The sequence below is a fragment of the Pseudomonas triticicola genome, assembly GCF_019145375.1.
In the GTDB taxonomy this organism is placed as follows: Bacteria; Pseudomonadota; Gammaproteobacteria; order Pseudomonadales; family Pseudomonadaceae; genus Aquipseudomonas; species Aquipseudomonas triticicola.
Window position 1 is genome coordinate 1,316,221 of the sequence record NZ_JAHSTX010000001.1, and the last position, 23,837, is coordinate 1,340,057.

The following is a 23,837-nucleotide window of genomic DNA, read 5'->3' on the forward strand; positions in this document are numbered from 1 at the left end:
TTTGCGGGATCAGGCGGGCCTCTTCGCGAGCAGGCTCACTCCCACAGGCGATTGCATTCCAAATGTGGGAGCGAGCCTGCTCGCGAAGGCGGATTCAAATTCAACCGATAACTCTTGGCGGGTCGGCAACCCCTCCATGTCGCCACGACTCTGCACCGCGCGACTGCCAATCCAGTTCGCTCGCTGCACAGCCTCGGCAAAACTCTGATGTTCGAGCAGGGCGCTGATCATCCCCACCGCAAAGCCATCTCCGGCGCCTACGGTATCGACCACCTTGGTCACCGGCACGCCAGCGACAAAACCCTGATCCAGCTGCGTGCGGTAATAAGCGCCTTCAGGCCCGAGCTTGATCGCCACCGCCTCCGCACCTTGATCCAGATAAAACGCAGCAATGTCCGCCGGGTCGTCGAAACCGCTGAGCAAGCGGCCCTCGCTTAACCCCGGCAGCACCCAGTGGGCGAGGGCGGCGAGGCGGTTGATCTGGCGGATCATCTCGGCCTCGCTGGCCCACAGGCTTGGGCGCAGATTCGGGTCGAATGAAACGCTGCGTCCGGCGGCGCGCATGCGGGTCATCAGCTCGAGGGACATTTCCCGCGCCGAGGCGGAGAGCGCCGGTGGGATACCGGTGGCGTGCAAATGGCGGGCGCTGAGCAGGTTGTCGTTGATGGAGTGCGGCGACAGATGACTGGCCGCCGAACCACGGCGGAAATACTCCACCTGCGGGTCGCTGCCGTCGTCGTTACGCGATTTGAACTGGAATCCGGTCGGATGGTTTTTATCGACTTCGACGTGGCTGCAATCCAGACCTTCCTTGATCAGCGTTTCCACCACAAAGCGTCCGAGCGAATCGTTACCGACCCGGCTCAGCCACGCGACGTTGAAACCCAAGCGCGACAAGCCAATCGCGACGTTGCTGTCGGCCCCGGCAATCCGTTTGTGAAACTGCTCGACCTTGGCCAGATCGCCGGTCTGCTCGGCGACCAGCATTGCCATGGTTTCTCCGAAAGAAAGGATATCGATCTCAGACATGAGCAGGCTCCAGGCGCGATTGACCGAGGCGGGCGAGGGCGGCGACGTGTTCGCGGGTCAGTTGCACCAGGTCATCGCCTTGCAGCGGGTATTCGGCGGCGCGCATAACGCCTTGGTCCATGTGCCGCAGCAGTTGTTCCCACAGATGCAGGTCGCTGATGGCGGGTGGTACGGCAACCAGTTTGCCGTCGGCGCGCCGCGCAACGGCTTTGCAATGCACGTAACCGACGTGACGGCCGAGCGCGCGTGCGGCGCTGGCGGCGGACTGGTCCTGCCAATGCCAATTGCCAATGTCGAAGGTCATCTTGATCGGCAGGTTGTGTTGCTCGACGGCGGTAAAGAAACGCTGAAACGGCTCGATACGTCCGCCGTGCAAGGTCTGGTCGTTCTCCACCAGCAGTTGCACCGGGCTTTGCTTGAGTCGCTCGGCCAGTGCCTGCAAATCAGAGTTGTCGGTGAAATAACCGAGGGACACTTTCAGCCATTTCGAGCCGAATGCCTGGGCCTGTTGCAGCGCGGTAATCAGTTCGGGATTCGGCTGCGCTTGCCCTGCGAGCCAGAGTTCGGTGGGTGAGGAATAAATACTTTGCAGGCCCTGCGCCTGGGTAGCCTGAGCGATTTGCGCCGGGTCTTCCCGGGTCAGCAACTCTTCACGCCACTCGATGCGATTGGCGCCGGAGGCCGCGAGGATCTCAATAAAGGAATCCTGCCCACGCTGGCGCACAAGCTCGGCACCGTAGCTGGACAGACTGATGGAAACGGCTGGTTTATTCATTGTTATTGACCTCTGAAACCGGTTTCATTTTTGTTCAAAAAAATATCAGATGGTTCTGTGGTGTCCTTCCGGGCGCCTTCGCGAGCAGGCTCGCTCCCACACCTGGAACGCGGTCACCTGTGGGAGCGAGCCTGCTCGCGAAAGCGTCAGATCAGACGCCGCCAATCCCTCGGGTCGAACCCCGTTCAATCAGCGCCGGCGCAAAATCCACCACCCGCGCCATCGCATCATCTCCGCGCAAGCGCTTGAGCAAACACTCAAACGCCCGCGCGCCTATCTCTTGCGTTGGCTGTGCCAGCGCGGTGATCCCGCTGCCCACCAGCGGATACCAGTCCAGATCATCCAGAGCAATCAATCCGACGTCTTTAAACAAACGCACACCCAGCATGCGCAACGCATGAGTCGCCGCCAGCGCCGCGACGCCATTGGCGCAAAACAGCGCTTTCGGGCCATCACCGGGTGTGTTTAAAAAGCTTTGAAGTCGCGCGTTCAGATCATCAACGGTTTCCAGCACCGCCCCAGTCAGGGTTGAGCGCTGAGCAATCTGCGCCTCAAAACTGCTGACCCGCTCAATCCGCGAGCTGGTGCCGTCATACGGTTCAGTCACCAGCAAAAGATCCCGATATCCGCGTTGCTCGAGATGCGCGAGCGCCATCTCTACTGCTTGCGAGTTGTTCAACCCGACCATGTCGCTGTCGAGCCCGTCGACCTTGCGATCCACCAGCACCAGCGGCATCTCGCGGCGCAGTTCGTGCAGTTCGTCCCGGTGATGGCCCAGCGTGTTCACGATCAGCCCTTCGATGTTGTACGAGCGCAGGAGCGCCAGATGCTGGCGCTCCTGCTCGTCATCGCGGTCGGTGTTGCAAACCACCAGGCTGTAGCCGTGCGCCCGGCAGGCGGTTTCCACCCCGTGCATCACGGCAATCGAATAGGGGTTACGGATATCGGCGACAAGCATGCCGATCAGGCGCGTACGCCCGCGTTTCAGGCCACGGGCCATTTGGTTGGGGCGGTAGCCGAGTTCATCAATCGCCTGCTCGATGCGCCGGGCTATGGCATCGGAGAGCAGGGCGCGGTCATCGCCGATGAAACGTGAGACGCTGGCCTTGGACACGCCGGCGCGCTCGGCGACATCGAGCATGGTCACGCGGCTGCGCTGTGCGGCGGAGAAGTCATTCAATGGGTTAGACCTTGTTTTTGAATATAGCGGTCTGACGGCACCAATACCGCTGAAACCGGTTTCAGAAGACACCATCTGACCTCAAGCCGTCAACCTCCAAATGCAGCAGAAGTCGTCACGGCAAAAATTGGTTTCCGACAAACGGTCGGATTACCTGTCAGATCTGACAGTAGGAATCTTTCCAATACCAGCGCTTAATTTCTTTCAGGCCAAGATGACCCGCCAGTGAGAAATTCCATGCCTATCGAAACGCCAATAACTTCCAGCAATCCCTTGAATCCCGGTGTGCTTCTGAGCTTGCCTAGAGTGGAAGGCGTCGATCCGCTTGACCCCGCCGGAACATTGCCGCCGGACGCAAAACAGGTAGGCATCGTTTGTATTATTGACCGCTGGCCGAACTTTCCTGTTTCAGGCGTGAATAAAGATCGTGTTGAAATTTTCATCGTTGGTAATCCCGATTTCGTCGCCTTTGGCGAGTATGGGGCCGCGGACGATGCACCGGAGTTTCGTATTTCAGTAGTTCCCGAGAAACTTCCGGATGTGGCTACGTTTGAGCTTTTGTACACAGTACGTTCGATCAACCCTACTACGTCACCTTCACGACGCCTGACTTTTGCGATAGTTAAGCCGCCGCAACTTTTGAAGGAGGTTACTTTTCCCGATGCGGATGCCTGGGGATATATCGGATGTTACAAGAACCATCCCGACGATCCGGAAGCCTTGTTTATCTGGGAAGGGGTACGTATCGAAATTCCTTTCGATGACTTGTTTCAGATTACGGATGTCCTCAGCCTGGATTGGCAGGCATGGGATTCTTTAAACGGGTCGGGAAACCCTTTGACGCAGGTGTTTAACTTTACTGAGGTTGTGACAGATGTTGTGACCAAGGAGCCAGTCAAGATCGTAATCAGACCATTTGCTTCACATATAGAACCCATGGAGGAAAACGATTCGGCCTTAGTTAATTACCAACTATTGCGCGACGGTGTACCTATCTTTCGCTCGTTTACCGGGCTGGTGAAGGTAGACAGGAAAATTCCGGGAGAAAGCAAGTATTGCTCGGATGCAAGTTGGATGAAGTGATCAGGCCGCAACAGTAGCAGCGATATTACGACTGCAGTTGGCGACATTCGCCATTGTCGAAGATGCATGGATCAAAAAACATTTTCTACGCAATGGAGAAGGCACATGACAAGTATTCAAACTGCGGAGTCAGGCACACCCTTGGGCGTTCTGGTCGCACCTACCCCCGAATTGCCAGACGGGCGCGGTACAAACAAGGACATTATTCCGATAGCTGCGATACCTGTGGGCGGCCCGCTGACACTTATGGTCAAGACCAATGTGTGGTCGAATCCTAACAACAGAGATCAGATCGCCCTTGAAGTTACGCGAACCGAGCCTCCTGCCAATCCGCTGCCGACAGACTTCACGCGGTTAAACAGGGTAAACCTCGGCGACTTGGCCAGCCGTCCTGTAGATTTCCCGATCACTGTGCCTACGGAATATCTGGGCGAGGATGCAACTCCGGTGGGGCCGACGCCGATCTGGGTGCGTAGCGTGCTGTATCAGGGGGGGCTCAACCCGCTGACCGGTCCTGTCATGAAGTTTTTTATCGACCGTACTGGTGCCTGGCAAGCGAAACCTGCACAAACAGGTACAAATCCAGGACAGGTCCCAGGCGCCAGAACAATGCCGCCAGCCACGTTTCCAAATGCCCCCGGGGATCTGGATGACACATGGGCGGGTCAGCCAGGCAACGAAGGGGGATTGCAGGTACAAATTGATACAGGCTACGCCAACGTTCAGCCGGATGACACGTTGACCCTGTACGTGGCAGATACACGTACCAATCCTCCGCAGGTGCCCCCTTTTTTCAACGGACCGATGCCCACCGATGGCAAGCTGTCCATCCCGACCGCAGAGCTACGCAAGGTAACGAGCGGCCGGGCCTTCATCTGGTTCATCATTACTGACGCTGCTGGCAACCAGAGCGCATGGGGCGTGTATTTCAAAAACGTGCGTTTTCTGCCGCTTCCCAAACTGGGCGTCATTACCGTCCCGGCAAACGAAGATGGTCTGATCGATTTAAAAGATGCGCGTGCAGGTGTGAAGGTAAAAGTCAGCCGGTTGGTAGATACAATCGGCACCGACGTAGTGAGCCTGACATACGGCGCTCAACCAGCCCAGGATCTGCCATTCAACGCACTCACGGAGCTGGAGTTCACCATTCCTTGGTCGAGTCTGAGCAAACAATACTTTGATAACCAGACGGGTACGAATTTCGAATTGGACGTGGTCGTCAAAGCTGACTTGATGCGTGGCGGCTTATCCATCGACGATGGAACAACAACTGTAAAAACAGATTTCTCGACGCATCCGCCTTATACCGTCGACCCGACGACCCCGCCCCCTGAGGTTAATCCCGAATTCCGGAAACTGATCGTCCGCGGACAGGCACCTGTCACGGATAACGTACTGGGCCCTCATGATGTCGACCAGACAGCCAAGGCTCACATCGATGTCTCGCCTGTCACCGCCGGGCCGACGTTTCCCGATCCCGAACCGGGCGATCTGGTTACTCTGAAGTATCTCGGGGACCAAGGCGAAATTATCGTTAATTCCATTCAAATGACTACGTCGAATATCAATACAATCATTCAGATAGATTTGCCATATACCGTTGTCGGGCCGGGTGGTATCGGACTTAAAGAGGCTTGGTGGACATATGAAAACCCCGCTCGGAATAATACTCAGGATTCGGCAAAAGAGACGGTTACTGTCAATACTGTAGTCATTGTTCTCGATAAGCCGGAATTCCAGCGTCCACCGACCGATGGCACCGAAGACCCATACATTATTTGCGAGAGCTTGACGGGGGATGATCACGTTGCGACGTTCAAGATCAAACCTAATGATCATTTCACCGATGGAATGGACATCACATTCAATTGGCAAGGCTGGCATGACGACAAATACACCATAGACGCACCGTCGGATACGGTTTTTTCCCGTACTCGTGCGATCACTTTGCTTGAGCTAACGGAGGGGATGCTTTGGGAAGTGCCATACGCACCTTTTATTCGTAATCTTCCTCGTCCACCTGCTACCACGCCTGATCCGACTGACTTTTACGCGGGTTATGTAAAAATCTGGTACTCGACGCCAATTGTAACGTCGTCAGAAGTTCAGGAAATGGTTGTCTACTTGCTCAATGCTGACTTCTTGTACTGCGAGACGGAACCGGGCTGGGATCCTGCGCCTGGTTCATAAACTGCATTCGCGATCATTGCATTGCCGGAGAGCCAGCCTCTTCAGGCAATGCAATTTAATTGGGGAAGCAAGAAACATCTCGAAATGTCGCGAGTGGGCGATTAAGCCCACCTACTAAGAGGATTAGTCCTACAGAGAAAGTCCGGACTAGCAGGTATTCTCCGGCGTCGCCTACAAAGGTCGTCTGATGGAATATGTACGCCTGAACCGTCCTTCTTCCGTCCCGATAAACCTCAACGAGAAGTGTATATGACGTTTGAAAATAGCTTGGGACCGACAGTTTTGAAACTCACTGGCACGCTCTCTTGTGCAGCATTACTGATCGCAATATCCGAGACGGCCTTTTCCCGAAATCTCAATTCTGGTGAAGTCGAAACCGTATCCGTCGGTGCTACGCCAGAAGCCTGGTTTATCCCTGCCACTGCCACGCTTAACCTCAATGGTGGTGACGCGCTTAACATTGTGGTCGGCGGTGGAACGTTGAACGCGATTTCCGCCAACACGGCACAGATTGAAGCCTCAAATGCCCTCGTAACTCTGGACGGGGCGAGTGTGACCGGTAGCAATTTCGACACTGCGCTGAGCTTGACCGACAGCTCGGCAGTGGTATCCGGAAGTACGCTGTCCAGCGATGGCAGAGCAATGTCGCTTACGCGCGACCTGAACGTACCTGTTGGCTCAACCGCGACCGTCAGTGGCAGTACGCTGACAGGAGGTTTCTCGGGCGCAGCGGTAACATCCCTCAGTACCTTGAATCTGGTGGACAGCCGGGTTGAAGGGACCGACGCAGACGGTGTTGGCCTCGAACTTTACGGCGGCAACGCCAACATCAGTGCAGCCAGCGAGGTCATCGGAGAACTGGATGGGATCATCTTTGGCGAGGATACTGTCCTGAACCCGAGCGATGTCACCGCACAGAGTGTACTGAAGATTGATGGGGCAACCGTGCAGGGCCGCACCGGTGCAGCGATCAAAGTCGATTTTGCGACTCCAGACGATCAACCGGTATTGATCGAGATAGCTAACCGTTCGAATCTGGTCGGCGGCAACGGTAATATCCTCGAAGTCATCGATGGAGCAGCGGCGCGCTTTCAAATCGACGACAGCCAGTTGACCGGCAATGTAGAGGTTGCTGAAGGCGGGAGCGCCGCAGTTTTCTTGCAAAACAATGCCAGCCTTGAAGGCGATTTGACCAACGTCGATTCTGTTTCGCTCGATACCCGAAGCATACTCACCGGTAACATTCAGGGCTCCGGGTCTGGCGTCGTGATGCTGGACAATGACTCGATCCTGCACGGTTCGGTTACTGGCGTCAGCGCTATGTCCATCGGGCGTGGCGCTGAATGGAACCTGGTTGGCAGCAATTCGATATCGAATCTCGAAATGCAGGGCGGGAATGTGAGATTCGGCACGCCCGCCGAGTTCGTCCGCCTGGACGTTGCCAACTTGTCAGGCAACGGCCGGTTTTTTTTGGATGCTGACGTGTCCACCGGTGAAACGGACTTTCTCAATGTCACGGAATCAGCCAGTGGCCGGCACGAGCTGGTAGTCGGTGCAAGCGCCAGCGAACCTGTCACCGGTGCACCGGTTCAAGTGGCTAACATCGCTGGCGGGGATGCTCAGTTCGATCTGAGAAACGGTCAGGTTGATCGTGGTGCTTTGGCGTACAAACTGGTGCGAGAGGGCGAAGGTATATTCCTGCGGACTGATGGGACAACGCCGAGCACAGGTTCACAAACAGCATTGGCTATTGCCGGTACCGCTCCTACGGTTATCTATTCGGAAATGACCACTCTCAATACTCGCCTCGGCGACCGTCGCATGGCCGGCACTCAGCCGCGATCGCGATCGATTGCGGCACTGGACTCAGATAATCAGAACGCGACCACCGGCCTGTGGATACGCACTCATGCCAATCAGTACAACGTCAAGAATGCCTACGGTGATGGTTATAAACAGAATCAGACTGGCGTCTCATTGGGGGTGGACACGCCACTACCGATAGGTGATGGCCAATGGTTGATCGGGGTTTTTGGTGGCTACAGCACCACTCGCCTTGACCTGGCCCGCAGCAGCGCCGGCACGATCAATAGCACCTATGGCGGGATGTATCTGTCCTGGTATGACGAAACGACCGGGTATTACGTGGATACCGTTGGCAAAATCAACCGTTTCAGTAATGACGTCAAAGTCACCTTGAGCGATGACACTCGAACAAAGGGTGACTTCGATAATCTCGGCATCAGTGGAACCGTCGAAGTGGGTAAGCATATAGTCTTTAACCGAGGTTACTTCATCGAGCCCTCTGCTCAGGTTGGTGTTGCGACGGTAAAAGGCAAGGACTACAAGTTGGACAACGGACTGCAGGTAGACAGCAACGAGACCCGCTCATTGCTCGGCAAGGTCGGAATGACAGTTGGCCGCGAGGTGGTGCTGAACAATGGCGGAAAATTGCAACCCAGGCTGCACGCGGCGTTAAGTCATGAATTCGTCAACAATAATCGTGTCAGCGTGAATGACACTGGATTCAACAACGATTTGTCCAGCACCAGCCTCGAGCTGACCGGGGGCCTCAATTGGGTGCCGGCCAATAACAAATGGCAGCTGTATGGCGAGATAGGGACCAGCAGGGGCAGCAAAGCTGACCAGGAGCTAGGAGGGAGTGTCGGGCTGAGCTTCAGTTTCTGATTGCATCAGCATTAAAAAAAGGAAGCCTCGCAGCTTCCTTTTTGTCGTAGTCAGTAAGCGTTTTTTCTCTTGCTCAAGTCTGCGTTAGCGACAAACTCCCCAGTGATCGGAAACTCTTCGTTGCCGTTCTCTCCACCATGGTCATATGTGCCGGACCAAGTGCCACTCAGGGTTTTTTCAATGTCGTCATATTTCAATGTCAGGCTCCCGCTCACAGAGACGTGCAGATCACCCGTCGCAGGATTGGAATAGTAGGTACTTCTGACATCATCGCTATCTTTGGACAGGTCATAGGTCAACGATTGGGGTTTAAAAGGGAACACAAACTCAAGCGTACGCGTCACACCATCCTTAGTGTGTCCAGCTGTCAGGACGTAACGCAGGCCTTCCGGGTAGGGCTTCGGCCCGAAGGAAGGCACAGAGGTAGATCGAAACTCCATGAATTGAGGGATTTTGACAAACCTGTAGAGTGGGTTGGCATCGCCGTTGATCGTGGCTGACAGATAGGTCGGCGCTAAAACCGGAAAGATCGTCGTGTAGGCTCGGGCTGCATAGCTCATGAGTTTTATTTCCATACAATATGGTTGGGGACATCCAAAGACTTACCCGTCCTACTTCTGGATGTTGTATGGAAGCGTGAATACAGTACGCCTGTAAACTGTCAGTGTTGACAGTTTACAGGCGTACGTTTTTGTGAGCTTTGAACTGCAAGAACAAGCCGTGTTTTTCAGCCGAACAACCCTGCTGCAATGTTGATCGAGAACCCGAGGATCGCCGTATTGAACACAAAACCGATCAGCGACTGCGCCAGCACAATCTTTCGAATATCCCGCGTTGCAACACCCACATCCGAAGTCTGCACAGCCACGCCGATGGTGAACGAGAAGTACAGAAAATCCCAATAATTGGGGGTGGTCAGTCCTTCAGCAAAATGCAGTGCCGGCTCCTTGCCGTTCCAAGTGTAAAACAACCTCGCGTAGTGCACGCAAAAGATCACCCCAATCAGCAGCCATGAGCCGATCACCGTCAGCGCTGTGAAGCCGTAGTGCATCAATTTGTGTGTGTTATCCAGATCTTTGCTGCCCGCCAGTTCAAATGTGATGGTGGCCAGGCTTGCCAGCGCGGCGATGCACACGACGAAAAGCACCAGTCCGGCGTTTTCATCCTCGATCTCGGCGATGCGACGCACATCCGGGGCCTTGGCGCGTATGGTCAGCCAGAACATCAGAACCAGGTAAGTCCAGACACCGACGTTCCAGCCAATGAGGATTTTGCTGACGATGGAATCGGCCGGGACCAGCAGACCCGTTGCGAGGCCGAACAGGGCGGCGCCGGAAAGGCGAGGGTGCGTACGGGCGAGGAAGCGCATGGTGACTCACGTTGGTGAACTGTCAGCGCACCATAGCGCAGGCGATCCGGCTTTTGTAAGAGCTGCCGAAGGCTGCGATCTTTTGATCTTCTAAAAGCAAAGTCAAAAGATCGCAGCCTTCGGCAGCTCCTACAATTAGATCAGTGTCATTTGGTGAATCGTTGTACTAGCTTCATGACGACGACGAAGAACACGGGGACGAAGATGACTGCCAGCGTAGCGGTGATCATCCCGCCGATCACGCCAGTGCCGATCGCCTGCTGACTTGCCGAACTGGCACCAGTGGCGATGGCCAACGGCACCACACCGAGAATGAACGCCAGCGATGTCATCACGATCGGCCGCAGACGCAAACGCGCGGCCTGCAACGTCGCATCGATCAGATCGTGACCTTCGTCATACAAGCTCTTGGCGAACTCGATGATCAGGATCGCGTTCTTCGCCGACAGACCAATGATGGTGATCAGTCCAACCTTGAAGAACACATCATTGGGCATCCCGCGCAACGTCACCGCCAGCACCGCGCCGAGCACACCCAGCGGTACCACCAGCAACACCGAAGTCGGGATCGACCAGCTCTCGTACAGCGCCGCCAGGCACAGGAACACCACCAGCAGCGACAAGCCGAGCAGGATCGGCGCCTGATTGCCTGACAAACGTTCCTGCAACGAGAGACCAGTCCATTCCTGGCCCAGACCCTTCGGCCCCTGCGCGACCAGACGCTCGACTTCCGCCATGGCTTCGCCGGTGCTATGACCCGGTGACGGTTCGCCTGAAATCGCGATCGCTGGATAACCGTTGTACCGTGTCAACTGCGCAGGACCTTGAATCCAGTTCGCCTGGACGAATGCCGACAGCGGCACCATGTTCCCGGCGTTGTTGCGCACGTGCATTTTCAGCAAGTCGTCCACTTGGCTGCGCTGGTCGCCTTCGGCTTGCACGACGACGCGCTGCATGCGGCCCTGATTCGGGAAATCGTTGATGTAGCTGGAACCCACCGCAGTGGACAGCACGCTGCCGATTTCGGCAAACGATACACCCAGGGCATTGGCCTTCTTGCGGTCTACAACCAACTGCACTTGCGGCGCTTCGGCCAGAGCACTTTCGCGCACGTTCATAAGCACCGGACTTTTCTCGGCGGCGGCCAGAAGTTCGGTGCGCGCCTGCATCAGCGTCGCGTGACCGAGGCCTGCGCGATCCTGCAATCGGAACTCGAAACCGCTGGAAGTACCGAGGCCATCCACCGGCGGCGGCAGCACCGAGAACGCCATGGCATCCTTTATCTGGCTCAGGGCAACGTTGGCGCGGTCGGCGATGGAACTGGCGGAATCGTCTCCGCCACGTTCAGACCAATCCTTGAGCGTCGAAAACGCCAGCGCCGCATTCTGGCCGCTACCGGAGAAGCTGAAACCCAGGATCACTACGCTGTCACTGATCCCCGGCTCACCGGCGTTGTGCGCTTCGAGCTGTTCGGCCACTTGTACAGTACGGTTCTTCGTCGCGCCGGGCGGCAATTGAATATCGGTGATGGTGTAACCCTGATCCTCGGTCGGCAGAAACGAGGAGGGCAGGCGCGCAAAACAGAACCCAAGTCCAATCAACAGGACGACGTAGATCATCAGGTAGCGACCGGTGCGCTTCAGCGCATAGCCGACCCAACCCTGATAGCGATCGGTCAGTTGCTCGAAACGACGATTGAACCAGCCAAAGAAGCCAGACTTCTCGTGATGCTCGCCCTTGGCAACAGGCTTGAGCAAGGTCGCGCACAACGCCGGCGTCAACGTCAGGGCGAGAAACGCCGAGAACAGAATCGACGTCGCCATGGACAGCGAGAACTGTTGGTAGATCACGCCGACCGAGCCCTGCATGAACGCCATCGGAATAAACACCGCGACCAGCACCAGAGTGATGCCGATAATCGCGCCGGTAATCTGCGTCATCGCCTTGCGCGTGGCTTCCTTGGGCGACAGGCCCTCGGTGGCCATGATCCGTTCGACGTTTTCCACCACCACGATCGCGTCATCCACCAGAATGCCGATGGCCAGCACCATGCCGAACATGGTCAGCACGTTGATCGAGAAGCCCAGCGCCAGCATGGTCGCGAACGTGCCCATCAGCGCCACCGGCACCACCAGCGTCGGGATCAGCGTGTAGCGCACGTTCTGCAGGAACAGGAACATCACCGCAAACACCAGCAGCATCGCTTCGCCGAGTGTGTAGATCACTTTGGTGATCGAGACTTTGACGAAGGGCGAGGTGTCGTACGGAATCTTGTACTCCACGCCGGCCGGGAAGTAGCGCGCCAGTTCATCCATCTTCGCCCGCACCAGCGTCGCGGTGTTCAGTGCGTTCGCGCCGGGAGAGAGCTGCACGCCGACGGCGGTGGACGGCTTGCCGTTCAGGCGAGTGCCGAACTGATATTCCTGACTGCCGATCTCCACTCGCGCGACATCACCGATGCGTACCGTGGAGCCATCGCGATTGGCCTTGAGCACGATGTCGGCGAATTCCTGCGGCGTCGACAACTGGCCCTTGACGAGAATCGTCGCAGTGATTTCCTGAGTTGAAGGCGACGGTAGATCACCGATGCTACCGGCGGAAACCTGGGCGTTCTGCGCAACGATGGCCTCGTTGACATCAGCCGGCGTCAGGTTGAAGGCGATGAGCTTCTGCGGATCGATCCAGATGCGCATGGCCCGCTCGGCGCCGTACAACTGCGCCTTGCCGACGCCGTCCAGGCGCTTGATCTCGTTCATCACATTGCGCGCCAGATAATCGCTGAGCGCCACGTCATCGAGCTTGCCGTCGCTGGAAGTCAAAGTGATAAGCAAGAGGAAACCGGAAGAGACCTTCTCCACCTGCAAACCCTGCTGATTGACCGCTTGCGGCAGGCGCGACTCGACCACCTTCAGGCGGTTTTGTACATCGACCTGCGCCAGCTCCGGGTTGGTGCCCGGCTGGAACGTCGCCTTGATCGTCGCGCTGCCCAGGCTGCTTTGCGATTCGAAGTAGAGCAGGTGATCGGCACCGTTGAGTTCTTCCTCGATCAGGCTGACCACGCTCTCATCGACGGTCTGCGCCGAGGCGCCTGGGTAGACGGCATAAATTTCGATCTGCGGCGGTGCGACGTCCGGGTATTGCGCGACCGGCAACTGCGGAATGGCCAGCGCACCAGCCAACAGGATGAACAGGGCGACCACCCAGGCGAACACCGGGCGATCGATAAAGAACTGCGGCATATAAGAGCGTCCTGCTTACTGACCAGTGGTCTGGGCAAGTGGAAGAGGGGTTTCGTCGATCTGCACTGTTTCCCCGGGACGGGCGTGTTGCAGGCCTTCGATGACAATGCGGTCGCCGGGCTTCAGGCCGCCGGTGACGATCCAGCGATTGTTCTGCACCGCACCCAGTTGCACCGGTTGCTGCGCCACGCGCATCTGCTCATCAACGGTCAGCACCTGGGCAATGCCGGCACTGTCACGCTGCACCGCGCGTTGCGGCACGGTAATGCCGTTCTGAATGGTTGCCTGCTCAAGGCGTACGCGGATGAAACTGCCCGGCAGCAGGTCGAGATCCGGGTTGGGAAATTCGCTGCGCAGGATGATCTGACCAGTACCCGGATCGACGGTAATGTCGCTGAACAGCAGCTTGCCAGGCAATGGATACAGGCTGCCGTCATCCTGAATCAGTGTGGCCTTGACCTGATCCTGACCGACTTCCTGCAACTGCCCGGAACGGAATGCCCGGCGCAGTTCATTAAGTTCGCGAGTCGACTGGGTGAGGTCGGCATGGATCGGGTTGAGCTGCTGAATCAGCGCCAGCGGCGTGGTTTCGTTCTGCCCGACCAGCGCACCTTCGGTGACCAGCGCGCGGCCGATACGGCCGGAGATCGGCGCGGTGACGGTGGCATAACCGAGGTTGAGTTTCGCCCGTTCCAGCGCTGCCTTGCTGGCGGCGACATCGGCGGCAGTTTGCCGGGCAGCGGCGCGGGCGTTGTCGTAGTCCTGACCGCTGATGGCCTGGTCCTCGATCAATTGCGCATAGCGTTGTTCTTGCAGTTTCGCCTGAAAGGCGTTGGCCTCGGCTTTGCGCAGCGCGGCTTCGGCACTGTCCAGATCGGCCTTGAACGGCGCCGGGTCAATGCGGAACAGCACATCGCCTTTTTTCACGTCACTGCCTTCGCGGTAGGTGCGTTGCAAAACTACGCCGGCCACTCGCGCACGCACTTCGGCAATCCGTGGCGCGGCGATGCGGCCGCTCAGTTCGCTGCTGATCGACAGGGGCTCGGTTTTAATGGTCTCGACGCGCACCGTGGCCGGCGGCGTCTGCTCTTCGGCGTTCGAGGATGAATCACAAGCGCTCAGCGTCAGCGCCAATGCGATCAGGCCGAGCCCGGCCAGCAGTTTTCCAGACATGTACAACCCCCAATATTGAAGGCCGCATCCTACGGCCAGACGGGGAGGTTAGCGGTGAAGCTTTGTAGCTGCTGTGTGAAATTGTGTAAGGGTTTTGCTCAGTAGCGGGTGAGGGCGTATATCCTGCAGGCCTTGAAATTTATTGCGACAGTTCGATCGCTTTCGCGAGCAGGCTCGCTCCCACAGGAGATCGCATTTCAATGTGCGAGCGAATGAGCCCCGACTGTCGCCCCAGCATTTTCTGGAACACCCCATGCCCAACATCCTCCTGGTCGAAGACGACACCGCCCTCGCCGAACTGATTTCCAGCTACCTGGAGCGCAACGGTTATTCCGTCAGCGTCATCGGCCGTGGCGACCATGTGCGCGAACGGGCGCGGATCAGTCCGCCGGATCTGGTGATCCTCGATCTGATGCTGCCAGGTCTCGACGGTTTACAAGTGTGCCGCTTGCTGCGCGCCGATTCAGCGACCTTGCCGATCCTCATGCTCACAGCCCGCGATGACAGCCATGATCAAGTGCTGGGCCTGGAAATGGGCGCAGACGATTACGTCACCAAACCCTGCGAGCCACGGGTGCTGTTGGCTCGGGTGCGTACCTTGTTGCGCCGCAGCAGCCTGGGCGAGCCGTTGGCCGTCAATGACCGGATCGTCATGGGCAATCTGTGCATTGACCTGTCCGAACGCACCGTGACCTGGCGTGATCAAGCGGTTGAGCTGTCCAGCGGCGAATACAATTTGCTGGTGGTGCTGGCCCGGCACGCCGGCGAAGTGCTGAGTCGCGATCAGATTCTTCAGCGGCTGCGCGGTATTGAATTCAATGGCACTGACCGCTCGGTGGACGTGGCGATTTCCAAGCTGCGACGCAAATTCGATGATCACGCCGGCGAGGCGCGCAAGATCAAGACCGTGTGGGGCAAGGGCTATCTGTTCAGCCGCTCCGAGTGGGAATGCTGAGCTGATGTTTCGCATTCTGTTTCGCCTGTATCTGGTGACGATCGTCTCCTATAGTGCGGCGATCTATCTGGTGCCGGATCTGGTGGTCATGGCCTTCCGGGATCGCTTCGTCACCTACAACCTGGACTTTTCCCGAGGTCTGCAATCGCTGATCACCAAGCAGTTTCATGCTGCGCCGCAAGAGCAGTGGCCGGCGATTGCGGCGGAGATGGACAAGGAATTCCAGCCGCTGCACATCGTCCTGACGCCAATCGACGACCCGGTGTTCACCCCCATCGAGCAGGAACGTCTGCATCGTGGTGAAAACGTGGTGCGCATCGGCGACTGGGGCTGGCGAACGTTGGCGGTGACTCCGCTGAATGCGGACATGGCGGTGCGCATGGTCGTGCCGCCGGATCCGGTCGACGTCGACCTGCTGTACTGGAGCATCAACGTGCTGATCGGCGCGATGTTGCTCGGCTGTCTGTTGCTTTGGCTGCGTCCACACTGGCGAGATCTTGAACGGCTGAAAGGCACTGCTGAACGCTTCGGCAAAGGCCATCTGAGCGAGCGAACCAAGATCGCCCCGAGTTCGAACATCGGCAGCCTCGCCAACGTGTTCGACACCATGGCCGGCGATATCGAGAACCTGCTCAACCAGCAACGTGATCTGCTTAACGCCGTTTCCCATGAACTGCGTACGCCGTTGACGCGTCTGGATTTCGGCCTGGCATTGGCCTTGTCGGAAGACTTGCCGGCCGCCAGCCGCGAGCGCTTGCAGAGCCTGGTCGCACACATCCGTGAACTGGATGAACTGGTACTGGAATTGCTCTCCTACAGCCGCTTACAGAATCCGGCGCAATTGCCCGAGCGCATCGAGGTGTCGCTGGACGAGTTCATCGACAGCATTCTGGGCAGCGTCGACGAGGAACTGGAATCGCCGGAAATTGTGATCGACGTCCTGCTGCACGGACAGCTCGAACGCTTTGCGCTGGACCCGCGCCTTACCGCTCGGGCCATCCAGAACCTGTTGCGCAATGCCATGCGCTATTGCGAAAAGCGCATTCAGATTGGCGTGCAGGTCATTGGGGGCGGATGTGAGATCTGGGTTGACGACGATGGCATTGGCATTCCCGACGACGAGCGCGAGCGGATCTTTGAACCGTTCTATCGGCTCGACCGCAGCCGTGATCGCGCGACCGGCGGATTCGGCCTCGGTTTGGCGATCAGCCGCCGAGCGCTCGAAGCGCAGGGCGGCACTTTGACGGTTGAAAGTTCGCCGCTGGGTGGCGCGCGATTCAGGCTGTGGTTGCCGGCCACGGCCTGAACCGTATGACGGATATCAGGGCTGCGTGCCGCTGGTCTGCAGCACACATTGCTGGGTTTTACTGTCCCAGACCTGGCCTTTCGGGCACTCGGGTTTCTTGACGGCGTCGCTTTCATCGACGGCGAAAACAGCAGGGCTGGACAGGGCGGCGACCAGCAGCGGGACGGCGAACAGTGCTTGGCGGATATTCATGGTCAATCTACACTTTCATCGGCTCGGAGCGGAAGTTGTTGTTCTCCTTTGCAGTGACTGTTCAGTTCTCAGGAAGATTCAAATTTGTGCGGCTGGACCGGCGCCGTCGCGCCCGAATTGCGCCGCTCCCGGATCCCGCGAACCACCAGATACAACAACGGCCCTATTGAAACGAACACTGCCGTCAGCAGCAAATAAGGCGCTACCGATAAGACCGAGCGGCCGCGAGCCCGGGCGTCCTTGACCATCCATACCCCGGCCAGTGTCGCCAGCAGGTACAGATCGATGACTACCTGCGCGGTGTCTGGTCGTGACATGAGGCTGATGCCGAAGTCGATCAGTGACTGTTCAGCCTGGAGCATTAGCGAAACTGTGTACCCACTGAACGCGAGCAAAGCGGTGAGAGGCAGGGCGATGGGCATCATGCTTTCCTTCCTTGGTGTGATGAGCAGAATCGCCAGCCTACCGGCGCGACGCACAATTGACCATTGACTTGTCATCTGCCGGCAGGCTAATTTCCAGCCCATGACTTTCACCGTATCGCGCTGCCAGCCAAGCATTATTACCGCCATTCCTCATTTGGCGGGCTAGCTCACGACTGCAGCACCCAACCCGCCCTAGAGGCGGGTTTTTACTTTCTGTCTCCGGGGTTCTGCAAAATGTCAGGAGACGACCATGCCACACAGCACCGACCAGCAAGCCCTGCTCGAGCAGTACGTGAAAAAGATCCTGGCCGCGCCGGTGTACGACATTGCGGTGCGCACGCCGTTGCAGTCGGCGCCAGCGTTGTCGGAAGCATTGGGCAATCGGGTCCTGCTCAAGCGCGAAGATCTGCAACCGACGTTCTCTTTCAAGATCCGTGGCGCCTACAACAAACTCGTGCAACTGAGCGATGAGCAGAAAGCGCGAGGTGTGATCACTGCATCGGCGGGCAATCACGCGCAAGGTGTAGCGCTGGCGGCAAGGGAACTGGGCATCGCAGCAACCATCGTGATGCCGTCTACCACCCCTGAGCTCAAAGTGCTGGGCGTGCGCAGTCGCGGTGCTGAAGCACTGCTGCATGGCGAGAGTTTCCCGTTTGCTCTCGCTCATGCGCTGCAATTGGCCGAGCAGAGCGGAAGCACGTTCGTTTCGCCCTTCGACGACCCAGACGTAATCGCCGGCCAAGGCACCGTGGCCATGGAGATCCTGCGCCAGCATCAAGGCGCGCTGGATGCGATCTTTATCCCGGTCGGCGGCGGAGGGTTGATCGCTGGCATCGCGGCCTACGTCAAATACCTGCGTCCGGAAGTAAGGATCGTTGGCGTCGAGTCCGAACATTCGGCGTGCCTGCAAGCGGCTTTAGGTGCGGACGAGCGGGTAGTTCTGCCCAGCGTCGGCACCTTCGCCGATGGCGTGGCGGTGGCGCAGATCGGCGCGTATGGCTTCGAGGTTTGCCGCTGCTGCGTAGATGAAGTGATCACGGTCAGCAATGACGAGCTCTGCGCCGCGATCAAGAATATCTACGACGATACCCGTTCGATCACAGAGCCTTCAGGCGCGTTGGCCGTGGCGGGGATCAAGCAGTACGTGGCGCGCAGCGGCGTTCGCGCTCAGACATTCGTCGCCATCGACTCCGGGGCCAACATCAACTTCGACAGCCTGCGCCATGTCGCCGAGCGCGCCGCTGCTTGCGGCGTGCCGGCGTAACAAGCGCTCGGGTTATTCCTGCAGGGCGGTGCCGACTTTTTCCGACGCCGACCAGATGCGATAGCGCACTTCGACGTCCGACGGCGCGTACACCACGACTGGCAACTTGCTGTTGTAGCGCAACATGAAGCCATCACCGACGACCGGAACGAAAGCGCGCTTTTTCTGGCTGCCGGGCGGGCAGGCCATCATCGTGCTCATCGGGCCGATGACCTTTTCCAGGCGATAGAAGGGATAGCCCCAGCCTTGCAGATTTTTTTCATCGAGGACGCCGCCCAAGCGCTGGCGGTTGCAGTCCACTTCCAGGGTTTTGCCAGCGAGAATTTCAACCTGGAAATTCTCTTCCTGCTCTTGCTTGGGCAGATGGATGACCTGACGGGTAAACCCGGCTTCGGCTTTGGGATACGGCGCCACGTCTTCGAGCTTGGCGGCGTGGGCGAGGGTGGAAAGATTGGCGATTAACAGGCCGGTGATCGCGCCAATGCGTAAGGAATTCATGGAAGCCTCCGTGCGGGTTGAATTGCAATGGGAGACATTCTTGCCGTCATGGTCTTCGAAAGCAAATTCAAGCCGGAGATTGCAGATTGCAGTGGACCGGCGGTCGGTTCATGCATTTTGCAAATAGCAGGATACTGGCCATCTTTCCAAGTGCTTGATTTTGAAGGGCGCCAAACGAACCGATCAAAGGCACGTTTTATGCGTTCTTCCGGTGAGGCGCACCGGATTTGGGCGCCTACACTCCAATGGGCATTTCGCAGTACCACCATTTGCCGCACCAAGGAAACAGCGGGGGCACACCCGTGAAGGCGCAGCAAAGGGTCAGCGTGAATACTTGATTGGCAATCGCACAGAAAGGAGAGGGTTCGCCATGTTTTTATCTGCCTTGGAATTACGCAATATCATTGAAAGCAGCTTCCTGCCGAAACGCTGCCAGTGCACGCTGTCACCCGACTTGTCGATGTCCGTCAAAGTATTTGGCGACCATCGGACCGACCAGGCCGATCTCTACGTCAGTGGAATCGACGCCAGCCGCCTGAACAGCTGCCGTGAAATCAACAACCTGGTCGCTGGCCTGCGTTCCGACCTCGCGCAACAAACCACGACACATCAAACCAGCGCTCGTTCTCGAGCCGTTTAACCCACCGTTTCACCCAGTTCGACCGTCACGCGCCGGGCCTGCACGAAACCCAGGCCCAGCGCGAACTCGACCAGCACCGCGAGCAAAATCCCGGGGCCGGCATGACCATTGAGCCATTCGCCAAAACCCAACCCCGCCAAACCGAAACAGCCGACGATAAAACCATTGCTCAGTGCACTGCGTGCCGCTGACGGCGGAGCATTGCGCAGCAAATAAAACATCACCCCCAACGCCGCAAACAGCACCGCGCTGCGCCTTGCGACTACGCCGGTGCCTTCCGAATAGCCAATACTCCAGATCGCCAGCAACACCTCCGGAAAAAATCCCCAGACCAGCGCCAGTAAAAAACACAGGATGGAAGTGAAGCTCGACAACGTGCGGAACGACAACTGCATGGCCAGTCCTTGCGGCAGTAGGGAAGGCCCCGAGCATACCCGCCGAAACCACCCCACGCCTATGGCGAACCGGAAAATCAGAAGCGTCTGTCAGTTCTGCTGACGGCATGCGTCTGATAATTTCCTGTAACTGATTTGTGCGGGCTTGCCGGTGTTGTCGATATATTTCATGTCGGCGGTGATGACTTTGCATTCCAGGGTCGGCGGCTCGGTTAGCGAAAGCACCTTCGCCACGTGTAGTGGCATGCCGTATTGGTAGGGCAAGGCATCGGAAGTGGCGGAGGTATCAGTGGCTTGGGCCAACCCGGCGAAAGCGGCGCAGGCGAGGGTGGCGGAGAGCAGGAAGGGACGGATGTTCATGAGAAGACTCCAGCGTAACGGATAGGCGCCCGGCACGAAGCCTGACGACCCTGCTGCAGTCGATTTCAGCGAGATGCCTGAGCAGAACAGTACTGTAGAGTCTTTGATTTGAGAATTAAGGGAGGGTTAATTGGACTAATTAGGCTGAATAGATCGGGGATCATACGGCAAGCACATTTAACCAAAGATATTTGCATTGAAGCGATTGCCGATCAGCCATAACCAGGAGCGATGATCCTGATCATGGCTCTCAAGTAGTACGCGTCCTAACTCATTATTGATTAAAGTGAATTAACGACTCAGTTTTTCAGGAAAAAAAGACAGCGGAGGATGTGTAGCGGCCCATTTCTTTGTTTGCTCGCGCGCTTCGGAAATTTGTGCGGGTGTCAACTTGGCTGCAATGAGAGGGAGTTTGTATTCAACATTTTCTTGCATTCCACCCCCGCCGTTCAGAATACTTAAGGATGAAACTAGTGAATAGCCTTTAACGGGGTCATATGGAAATCCATATGTGTCGGGCTCATGAGCAAGATATGAGCCATATCCATACACTGATTCCGCATAACCTGCTATTGCTGCTTGCTCATTCCAGTGGCGAAATCCCTCTATATCGCCGCGCTCATACAATATCGCAGCGTATTCCATCATTGACTTTGGGTAGCCGCCTTCAGCAGATAGCTTAAACCACTTTTCAACTGCTTCGCTTCGTTTCCAAGGCATGAGAAAACCATCACCTTGTTTGAGGGATACCGCCATCCAGTATTGCGCAAATGCATTTCCCGCAGAGGCGGATTTTTCCAACCACGCATCATCTAGCGTGATTTCATACATTATGCACATTGCCTCCGCATCACCAGCCTCGGCTTTTTCTTGAGCTATTTTTTTTGCCTGATTTAACCATTCTATTGGTTGCTTGTGAGAAGGAGGGCAGTCGTTGGATATTTTACATATATCATGCTCAATGCGGCCCAATTGGATCATGGCATAGAGATCGCTCTGGTCTGCTGACGCTTCATACCATTTCTTGGCCTCCTCGTTCATGTAATGATTTTTCTTACGAAGAACTTCTCCTAAATAATATTGAGCTTCGTGGTCTCCCGCTTCTGCCGCTGTTGTTAAAAACGGGATTGCAGAAGTCGCTCTGTATTGATTGTATAGCTCAATGCCCTTGATTTTTGCCCGAGATTGTTCGTTCGTAAGCGCGAATGACTGGGTCGACGCTAGCGTTAATAAAATAAGCGTAGTGGGGATCACCTTCATCAGTGTAAGTGCTGAGTTGTTTCTCGATTGCAGTTGTTTCGCTGGTATATCGGTCTTTGCAAAACTTTTGAAAACGATACGGCGGAGCGCGATCGACAAGGCTGTCGATTGTTCTAATTCGGGAAGATTAGCCTCGTACCGGTTATTTCTTGCATTCTGCTTCATTACTAATTAAAAACCTAATTTCCTTGGAAAGAAAGAAAGGGGCGGGTGGGTGGCCTTCCACTCAATTGCATATTTTTCCGCTTCCTCAATCTGGTTCGATGTCATTTTTGCAGCAATTTTAGGAAGCTTCCCTTCCACATAGACTTGAACGTTTCCACCGCCATCCAATTCTTTAAGCAAAGAGACCAGTGCGTAGCCCTTGATCAAATCGACGGGGTAGCCAACTTTGTCGGGCGTGTGGGAAAGATATGCACCATAGGTTGCGACGGCATTTTGATAACCGGTTTTCGCCGCTTCTTCCCACCAATGCCGAACACCTGCCAGATCATTTCGCTGGGAAAGAATCGAAATATATTCGATCATTGCAGGAGGGTAACCTCCTTCCGAAGCAGCCTTTAGCAACTCCTCCTCGGCACTCTTTCTTTTCCAAGGTAGCAAAAATGTGCCTTCCCCCTCGGCGTAACGATTAGCGAGCAACCACTGTGACGGCGCATATCCAGCCGCTGCTGATTTCTGCAACCAATCCAACTCTGCAGTCGCGTTGTAAAGCACAGCCATCGCTTCGCCGTCGCCACCCAAAGCGCGAGGCGTAGCAGTTTTTATCAATAAATCTAGCCAGTCACTTGGTTTTTTACTACTAGCAGGACATTGGTTGACAACCGAGCACAGGTCTTCCGATACGGTGGCGAGTTTAAACATCGCATAATAATCACCCTGTGATGCTGATGCCTCGTACCATTTTTGCGCTTCGACAGTCATTCCTTGTTTTTTTTGACGAAGCTCGTCAGCTAAATAGAATTGTGCTTCCGCATCGCCCGCTTCGGCTGCTATGCGAAGTTCCAGTTCTGCTGGTTTGTATTGATTGAAAAGCATTATCCCACGAGTTTTTGCGGCCTGCTGAGTTGGTGTAAGCTCGGCAAGTACATTGTTTGATAAGAGGGTTGCAATTGCGGTTGCTATATATATAAGTGTGCGCAACATTTTTTTATCCCTTGATGTATTTAGCTGGAGGGACATATTTTGCTTTTCCGCCAGGAACAAAAGTTTGTCCGTAGTATCGGGTTCTGTGACAAAAGCCATCTAGGTTCGCGCCTAAAAGGTTCACGTGCGCTTTATACCGGGCACGCATTTCGTCGTTCGCATCGTCGTGCAGTCGCAGAATTGCTTCTGACATGAAATTGTCCATATGCAGTCGATTCTCGCAATATAGCTGTTCTGCTTCGTCTGCGGCTTTGGTTCCGAACCGATTCATGCTCATGCATGCTTCTTCAAATTGTGCTTGGGCAAGGGTTATTGTTCCTTGCTTTTCCGCTTGGCGGACAATCAATCCTAGTATGCGCTCAACAGCCTGCTGCTGAAGCAGACGACACTGGACCCACCTTCACATACTGCGTGACGCCCACAATCAGGTGATCATCCGTGCGTATTTCACTGATGGGTTCCAGATTGGGAATCCGTTGTTCTTCAACCTTGGACTCACTCAATAAATTGGCTTCAACGGTGTCGTGGCGTTCGTTGCCGACGCGGATTTTCTGGTTGTGTTCGATGTTTTCCTCCCCGTCGCGCTGGGCGTGGATCGCATAACTAAGCCGCCAGGCCGTTTACCGCGAGAGCTATTTATTTCCGTCGCGAATTCTGTTTTTTTGGCATT

At 56.3% G+C, this 23,837-nt stretch carries 20 protein-coding genes and 2 pseudogenes; 7 read left to right on the forward strand and 15 right to left on the reverse strand.

The window, feature by feature from the left end; all coding sequences use genetic code 11:
* Positions 1-9: 9 nt before the first annotated feature.
* The 3 genes from KVG85_RS06045 to KVG85_RS06055 all read right to left on the reverse strand — a co-directional run bounded on the left by KVG85_RS06045 (position 10) and on the right by KVG85_RS06055 (position 2,984).
* Positions 10-1,029: a sugar kinase gene (locus tag KVG85_RS06045; RefSeq protein ID WP_217863263.1), complete on the reverse strand. Its 1,020-nt coding sequence runs from the start codon at positions 1,027-1,029 to the stop codon at positions 10-12.
* Entirely contained in the window at positions 1,022-1,804 is a 783-nt protein-coding gene (locus tag KVG85_RS06050; RefSeq protein ID WP_217863264.1) for a sugar phosphate isomerase/epimerase family protein, read from the reverse strand. The genes KVG85_RS06045 and KVG85_RS06050 overlap by 8 nt, the downstream gene beginning before the upstream one ends.
* 151 nt (positions 1,805-1,955) lie before the next feature.
* Complete coding sequence (locus tag KVG85_RS06055; RefSeq protein ID WP_302471443.1) at positions 1,956-2,984, reverse strand: LacI family DNA-binding transcriptional regulator; 1,029 nt, start codon at positions 2,982-2,984, stop codon at positions 1,956-1,958.
* Between the two features lie 237 nt (positions 2,985-3,221).
* Here KVG85_RS06055 and KVG85_RS06060 point away from each other — a divergent pair, with 237 nt between their 5' ends.
* The 3 genes from KVG85_RS06060 to KVG85_RS06070 all read left to right on the forward strand — a co-directional run bounded on the left by KVG85_RS06060 (position 3,222) and on the right by KVG85_RS06070 (position 8,945).
* Positions 3,222-4,067, forward strand: a complete 846-nt coding sequence (locus KVG85_RS06060) for a hypothetical protein (RefSeq protein ID WP_217863265.1) — start codon at positions 3,222-3,224, stop codon at positions 4,065-4,067.
* 105 nt (positions 4,068-4,172) lie between these two features.
* Positions 4,173-6,257, forward strand: coding sequence for a hypothetical protein (locus KVG85_RS06065; protein WP_217863266.1), 2,085 nt, complete (start codon positions 4,173-4,175; stop codon positions 6,255-6,257).
* Positions 6,258-6,506: 249 nt separating this feature from the next.
* The gene (locus KVG85_RS06070; protein WP_217863267.1) at positions 6,507-8,945 is read left to right on the forward strand and encodes an autotransporter outer membrane beta-barrel domain-containing protein; all 2,439 of its coding nucleotides are present in this window, start codon (positions 6,507-6,509) and stop codon (positions 8,943-8,945) included.
* A 50-nt stretch (positions 8,946-8,995) separates the two neighbouring features.
* Here the strand turns inward: KVG85_RS06070 and KVG85_RS06075 are convergent, their stop codons facing one another.
* The 4 genes from KVG85_RS06075 to KVG85_RS06090 form a co-directional block, all read right to left on the reverse strand.
* Entirely contained in the window at positions 8,996-9,505 is a 510-nt protein-coding gene (locus KVG85_RS06075; RefSeq protein WP_122506813.1) for a hypothetical protein, read from the reverse strand.
* 167 nt (positions 9,506-9,672) lie between these two features.
* Positions 9,673-10,314 carry a DUF1345 domain-containing protein gene (locus KVG85_RS06080; RefSeq protein ID WP_073476620.1) on the reverse strand — a complete coding sequence of 214 codons (642 nt, stop codon included), beginning with the start codon at positions 10,312-10,314 and terminating at the stop codon, positions 9,673-9,675.
* Positions 10,315-10,460: 146 nt separating this feature from the next.
* Complete coding sequence (locus tag KVG85_RS06085) at positions 10,461-13,553, reverse strand: multidrug efflux RND transporter permease subunit (protein WP_217863268.1); 3,093 nt, start codon at positions 13,551-13,553, stop codon at positions 10,461-10,463.
* A gap of 15 nt (positions 13,554-13,568) precedes the next feature.
* Positions 13,569-14,726 carry an efflux RND transporter periplasmic adaptor subunit gene (locus KVG85_RS06090; protein ID WP_217863269.1) on the reverse strand — a complete coding sequence of 386 codons (1,158 nt, stop codon included), beginning with the start codon at positions 14,724-14,726 and terminating at the stop codon, positions 13,569-13,571.
* 253 nt (positions 14,727-14,979) lie between these two features.
* On the opposite strand from KVG85_RS06090, the gene KVG85_RS06095 reads away from it, so the two are divergent.
* Both KVG85_RS06095 and KVG85_RS06100 read left to right on the forward strand, forming a co-directional pair.
* Positions 14,980-15,681 carry a response regulator gene (locus KVG85_RS06095; RefSeq protein WP_016774890.1) on the forward strand — a complete coding sequence of 234 codons (702 nt, stop codon included), beginning with the start codon at positions 14,980-14,982 and terminating at the stop codon, positions 15,679-15,681.
* Positions 15,682-15,685: 4 nt separating this feature from the next.
* Complete coding sequence (locus KVG85_RS06100) at positions 15,686-16,987, forward strand: ATP-binding protein (RefSeq protein WP_217863270.1); 1,302 nt, start codon at positions 15,686-15,688, stop codon at positions 16,985-16,987.
* A 15-nt stretch (positions 16,988-17,002) separates the two neighbouring features.
* Here KVG85_RS06100 and KVG85_RS06105 read toward each other — a convergent pair whose 3' ends face one another.
* Positions 17,003-17,179 carry a hypothetical protein gene (locus tag KVG85_RS06105; RefSeq protein WP_217863271.1) on the reverse strand — a complete coding sequence of 59 codons (177 nt, stop codon included), beginning with the start codon at positions 17,177-17,179 and terminating at the stop codon, positions 17,003-17,005.
* A 68-nt stretch (positions 17,180-17,247) separates the two neighbouring features.
* Positions 17,248-17,604 (reverse strand): DUF2834 domain-containing protein, encoded by a 357-nt coding sequence (locus KVG85_RS06110; RefSeq protein WP_217864939.1) that lies wholly within the window; start codon positions 17,602-17,604, stop codon positions 17,248-17,250.
* A gap of 250 nt (positions 17,605-17,854) precedes the next feature.
* On the opposite strand from KVG85_RS06110, the pseudogene ilvA reads away from it, so the two are divergent.
* Positions 17,855-18,844 (forward strand): annotated as a pseudogene (ilvA, locus tag KVG85_RS06115) (threonine ammonia-lyase, biosynthetic); the annotation flags it as partial.
* Positions 18,845-18,880: 36 nt separating this feature from the next.
* Here the strand turns inward: ilvA and eco are convergent.
* Complete coding sequence (gene eco, locus KVG85_RS06120; RefSeq protein WP_217863273.1) at positions 18,881-19,366, reverse strand: serine protease inhibitor ecotin; 486 nt, start codon at positions 19,364-19,366, stop codon at positions 18,881-18,883.
* 370 nt (positions 19,367-19,736) lie between these two features.
* On the opposite strand from eco, the gene KVG85_RS06125 reads away from it, so the two are divergent.
* Entirely contained in the window at positions 19,737-20,006 is a 270-nt protein-coding gene (locus KVG85_RS06125; RefSeq protein ID WP_016774885.1) for a DUF1652 domain-containing protein, read from the forward strand.
* On the opposite strand, the gene KVG85_RS06130 is transcribed toward KVG85_RS06125, so the two are convergent.
* The 5 genes and pseudogenes from KVG85_RS06130 to KVG85_RS25925 form a co-directional block, all read right to left on the reverse strand.
* Positions 20,003-20,401: a hypothetical protein gene (locus KVG85_RS06130; protein WP_217863274.1), complete on the reverse strand. Its 399-nt coding sequence runs from the start codon at positions 20,399-20,401 to the stop codon at positions 20,003-20,005. The two genes, KVG85_RS06125 and KVG85_RS06130, sit on opposite strands and share 4 nt — an antisense overlap.
* A gap of 90 nt (positions 20,402-20,491) precedes the next feature.
* Positions 20,492-20,761: a DUF2790 domain-containing protein gene (locus KVG85_RS06135; RefSeq protein WP_217863275.1), complete on the reverse strand. Its 270-nt coding sequence runs from the start codon at positions 20,759-20,761 to the stop codon at positions 20,492-20,494.
* Positions 20,762-21,052: 291 nt separating this feature from the next.
* Positions 21,053-22,021, reverse strand: a complete 969-nt coding sequence (locus KVG85_RS06140) for a tetratricopeptide repeat protein (protein WP_217864940.1) — start codon at positions 22,019-22,021, stop codon at positions 21,053-21,055.
* Positions 22,022-22,192: 171 nt separating this feature from the next.
* Positions 22,193-23,266 (reverse strand): tetratricopeptide repeat protein, encoded by a 1,074-nt coding sequence (locus KVG85_RS06145; RefSeq protein ID WP_225926636.1) that lies wholly within the window; start codon positions 23,264-23,266, stop codon positions 22,193-22,195.
* Between the two features lie 272 nt (positions 23,267-23,538).
* Positions 23,539-23,763 (reverse strand): annotated as a pseudogene (locus tag KVG85_RS25925) (bacteriophage T4 gp5 trimerization domain-containing protein); the annotation flags it as partial.
* Positions 23,764-23,837: the final 74 nt, after the last annotated feature.

Bases quoted from the DNA above. Each gene is read 5' to 3' on its own strand.
- KVG85_RS06045 (WP_217863263.1), bottom strand. From the start codon at position 1,029: ATGTCTGAGATCGATATCCTTTCTTTCGGAGAAACCATGGCAATGCTG.
- KVG85_RS06050 (WP_217863264.1), bottom strand. From the start codon at position 1,804: ATGAATAAACCAGCCGTTTCCATCAGTCTGTCCAGCTACGGTGCCGAG.
- KVG85_RS06060 (WP_217863265.1), top strand. From the start codon at position 3,222: ATGCCTATCGAAACGCCAATAACTTCCAGCAATCCCTTGAATCCCGGT.
- KVG85_RS06065 (WP_217863266.1), top strand. From the start codon at position 4,173: ATGACAAGTATTCAAACTGCGGAGTCAGGCACACCCTTGGGCGTTCTG.
- KVG85_RS06070 (WP_217863267.1), top strand. From the start codon at position 6,507: ATGACGTTTGAAAATAGCTTGGGACCGACAGTTTTGAAACTCACTGGC.
- KVG85_RS06075 (WP_122506813.1), bottom strand. From the start codon at position 9,505: ATGAGCTATGCAGCCCGAGCCTACACGACGATCTTTCCGGTTTTAGCG.
- KVG85_RS06080 (WP_073476620.1), bottom strand. From the start codon at position 10,314: ATGCGCTTCCTCGCCCGTACGCACCCTCGCCTTTCCGGCGCCGCCCTG.
- KVG85_RS06085 (WP_217863268.1), bottom strand. From the start codon at position 13,553: ATGCCGCAGTTCTTTATCGATCGCCCGGTGTTCGCCTGGGTGGTCGCC.
- KVG85_RS06090 (WP_217863269.1), bottom strand. From the start codon at position 14,726: ATGTCTGGAAAACTGCTGGCCGGGCTCGGCCTGATCGCATTGGCGCTG.
- KVG85_RS06095 (WP_016774890.1), top strand. From the start codon at position 14,980: ATGCCCAACATCCTCCTGGTCGAAGACGACACCGCCCTCGCCGAACTG.
- KVG85_RS06100 (WP_217863270.1), top strand. From the start codon at position 15,686: ATGTTTCGCATTCTGTTTCGCCTGTATCTGGTGACGATCGTCTCCTAT.
- KVG85_RS06105 (WP_217863271.1), bottom strand. From the start codon at position 17,179: ATGAATATCCGCCAAGCACTGTTCGCCGTCCCGCTGCTGGTCGCCGCC.
- KVG85_RS06110 (WP_217864939.1), bottom strand. From the start codon at position 17,604: ATGATGCCCATCGCCCTGCCTCTCACCGCTTTGCTCGCGTTCAGTGGG.
- eco (WP_217863273.1), bottom strand. From the start codon at position 19,366: ATGAATTCCTTACGCATTGGCGCGATCACCGGCCTGTTAATCGCCAAT.
- KVG85_RS06125 (WP_016774885.1), top strand. From the start codon at position 19,737: ATGTTTTTATCTGCCTTGGAATTACGCAATATCATTGAAAGCAGCTTC.
- KVG85_RS06130 (WP_217863274.1), bottom strand. From the start codon at position 20,401: ATGCAGTTGTCGTTCCGCACGTTGTCGAGCTTCACTTCCATCCTGTGT.
- KVG85_RS06135 (WP_217863275.1), bottom strand. From the start codon at position 20,761: ATGAACATCCGTCCCTTCCTGCTCTCCGCCACCCTCGCCTGCGCCGCT.
- KVG85_RS06140 (WP_217864940.1), bottom strand. From the start codon at position 22,021: ATGAAGGTGATCCCCACTACGCTTATTTTATTAACGCTAGCGTCGACC.
- KVG85_RS06145 (WP_225926636.1), bottom strand. From the start codon at position 23,266: ATGGCTTTTGTCACAGAACCCGATACTACGGACAAACTTTTGTTCCTG.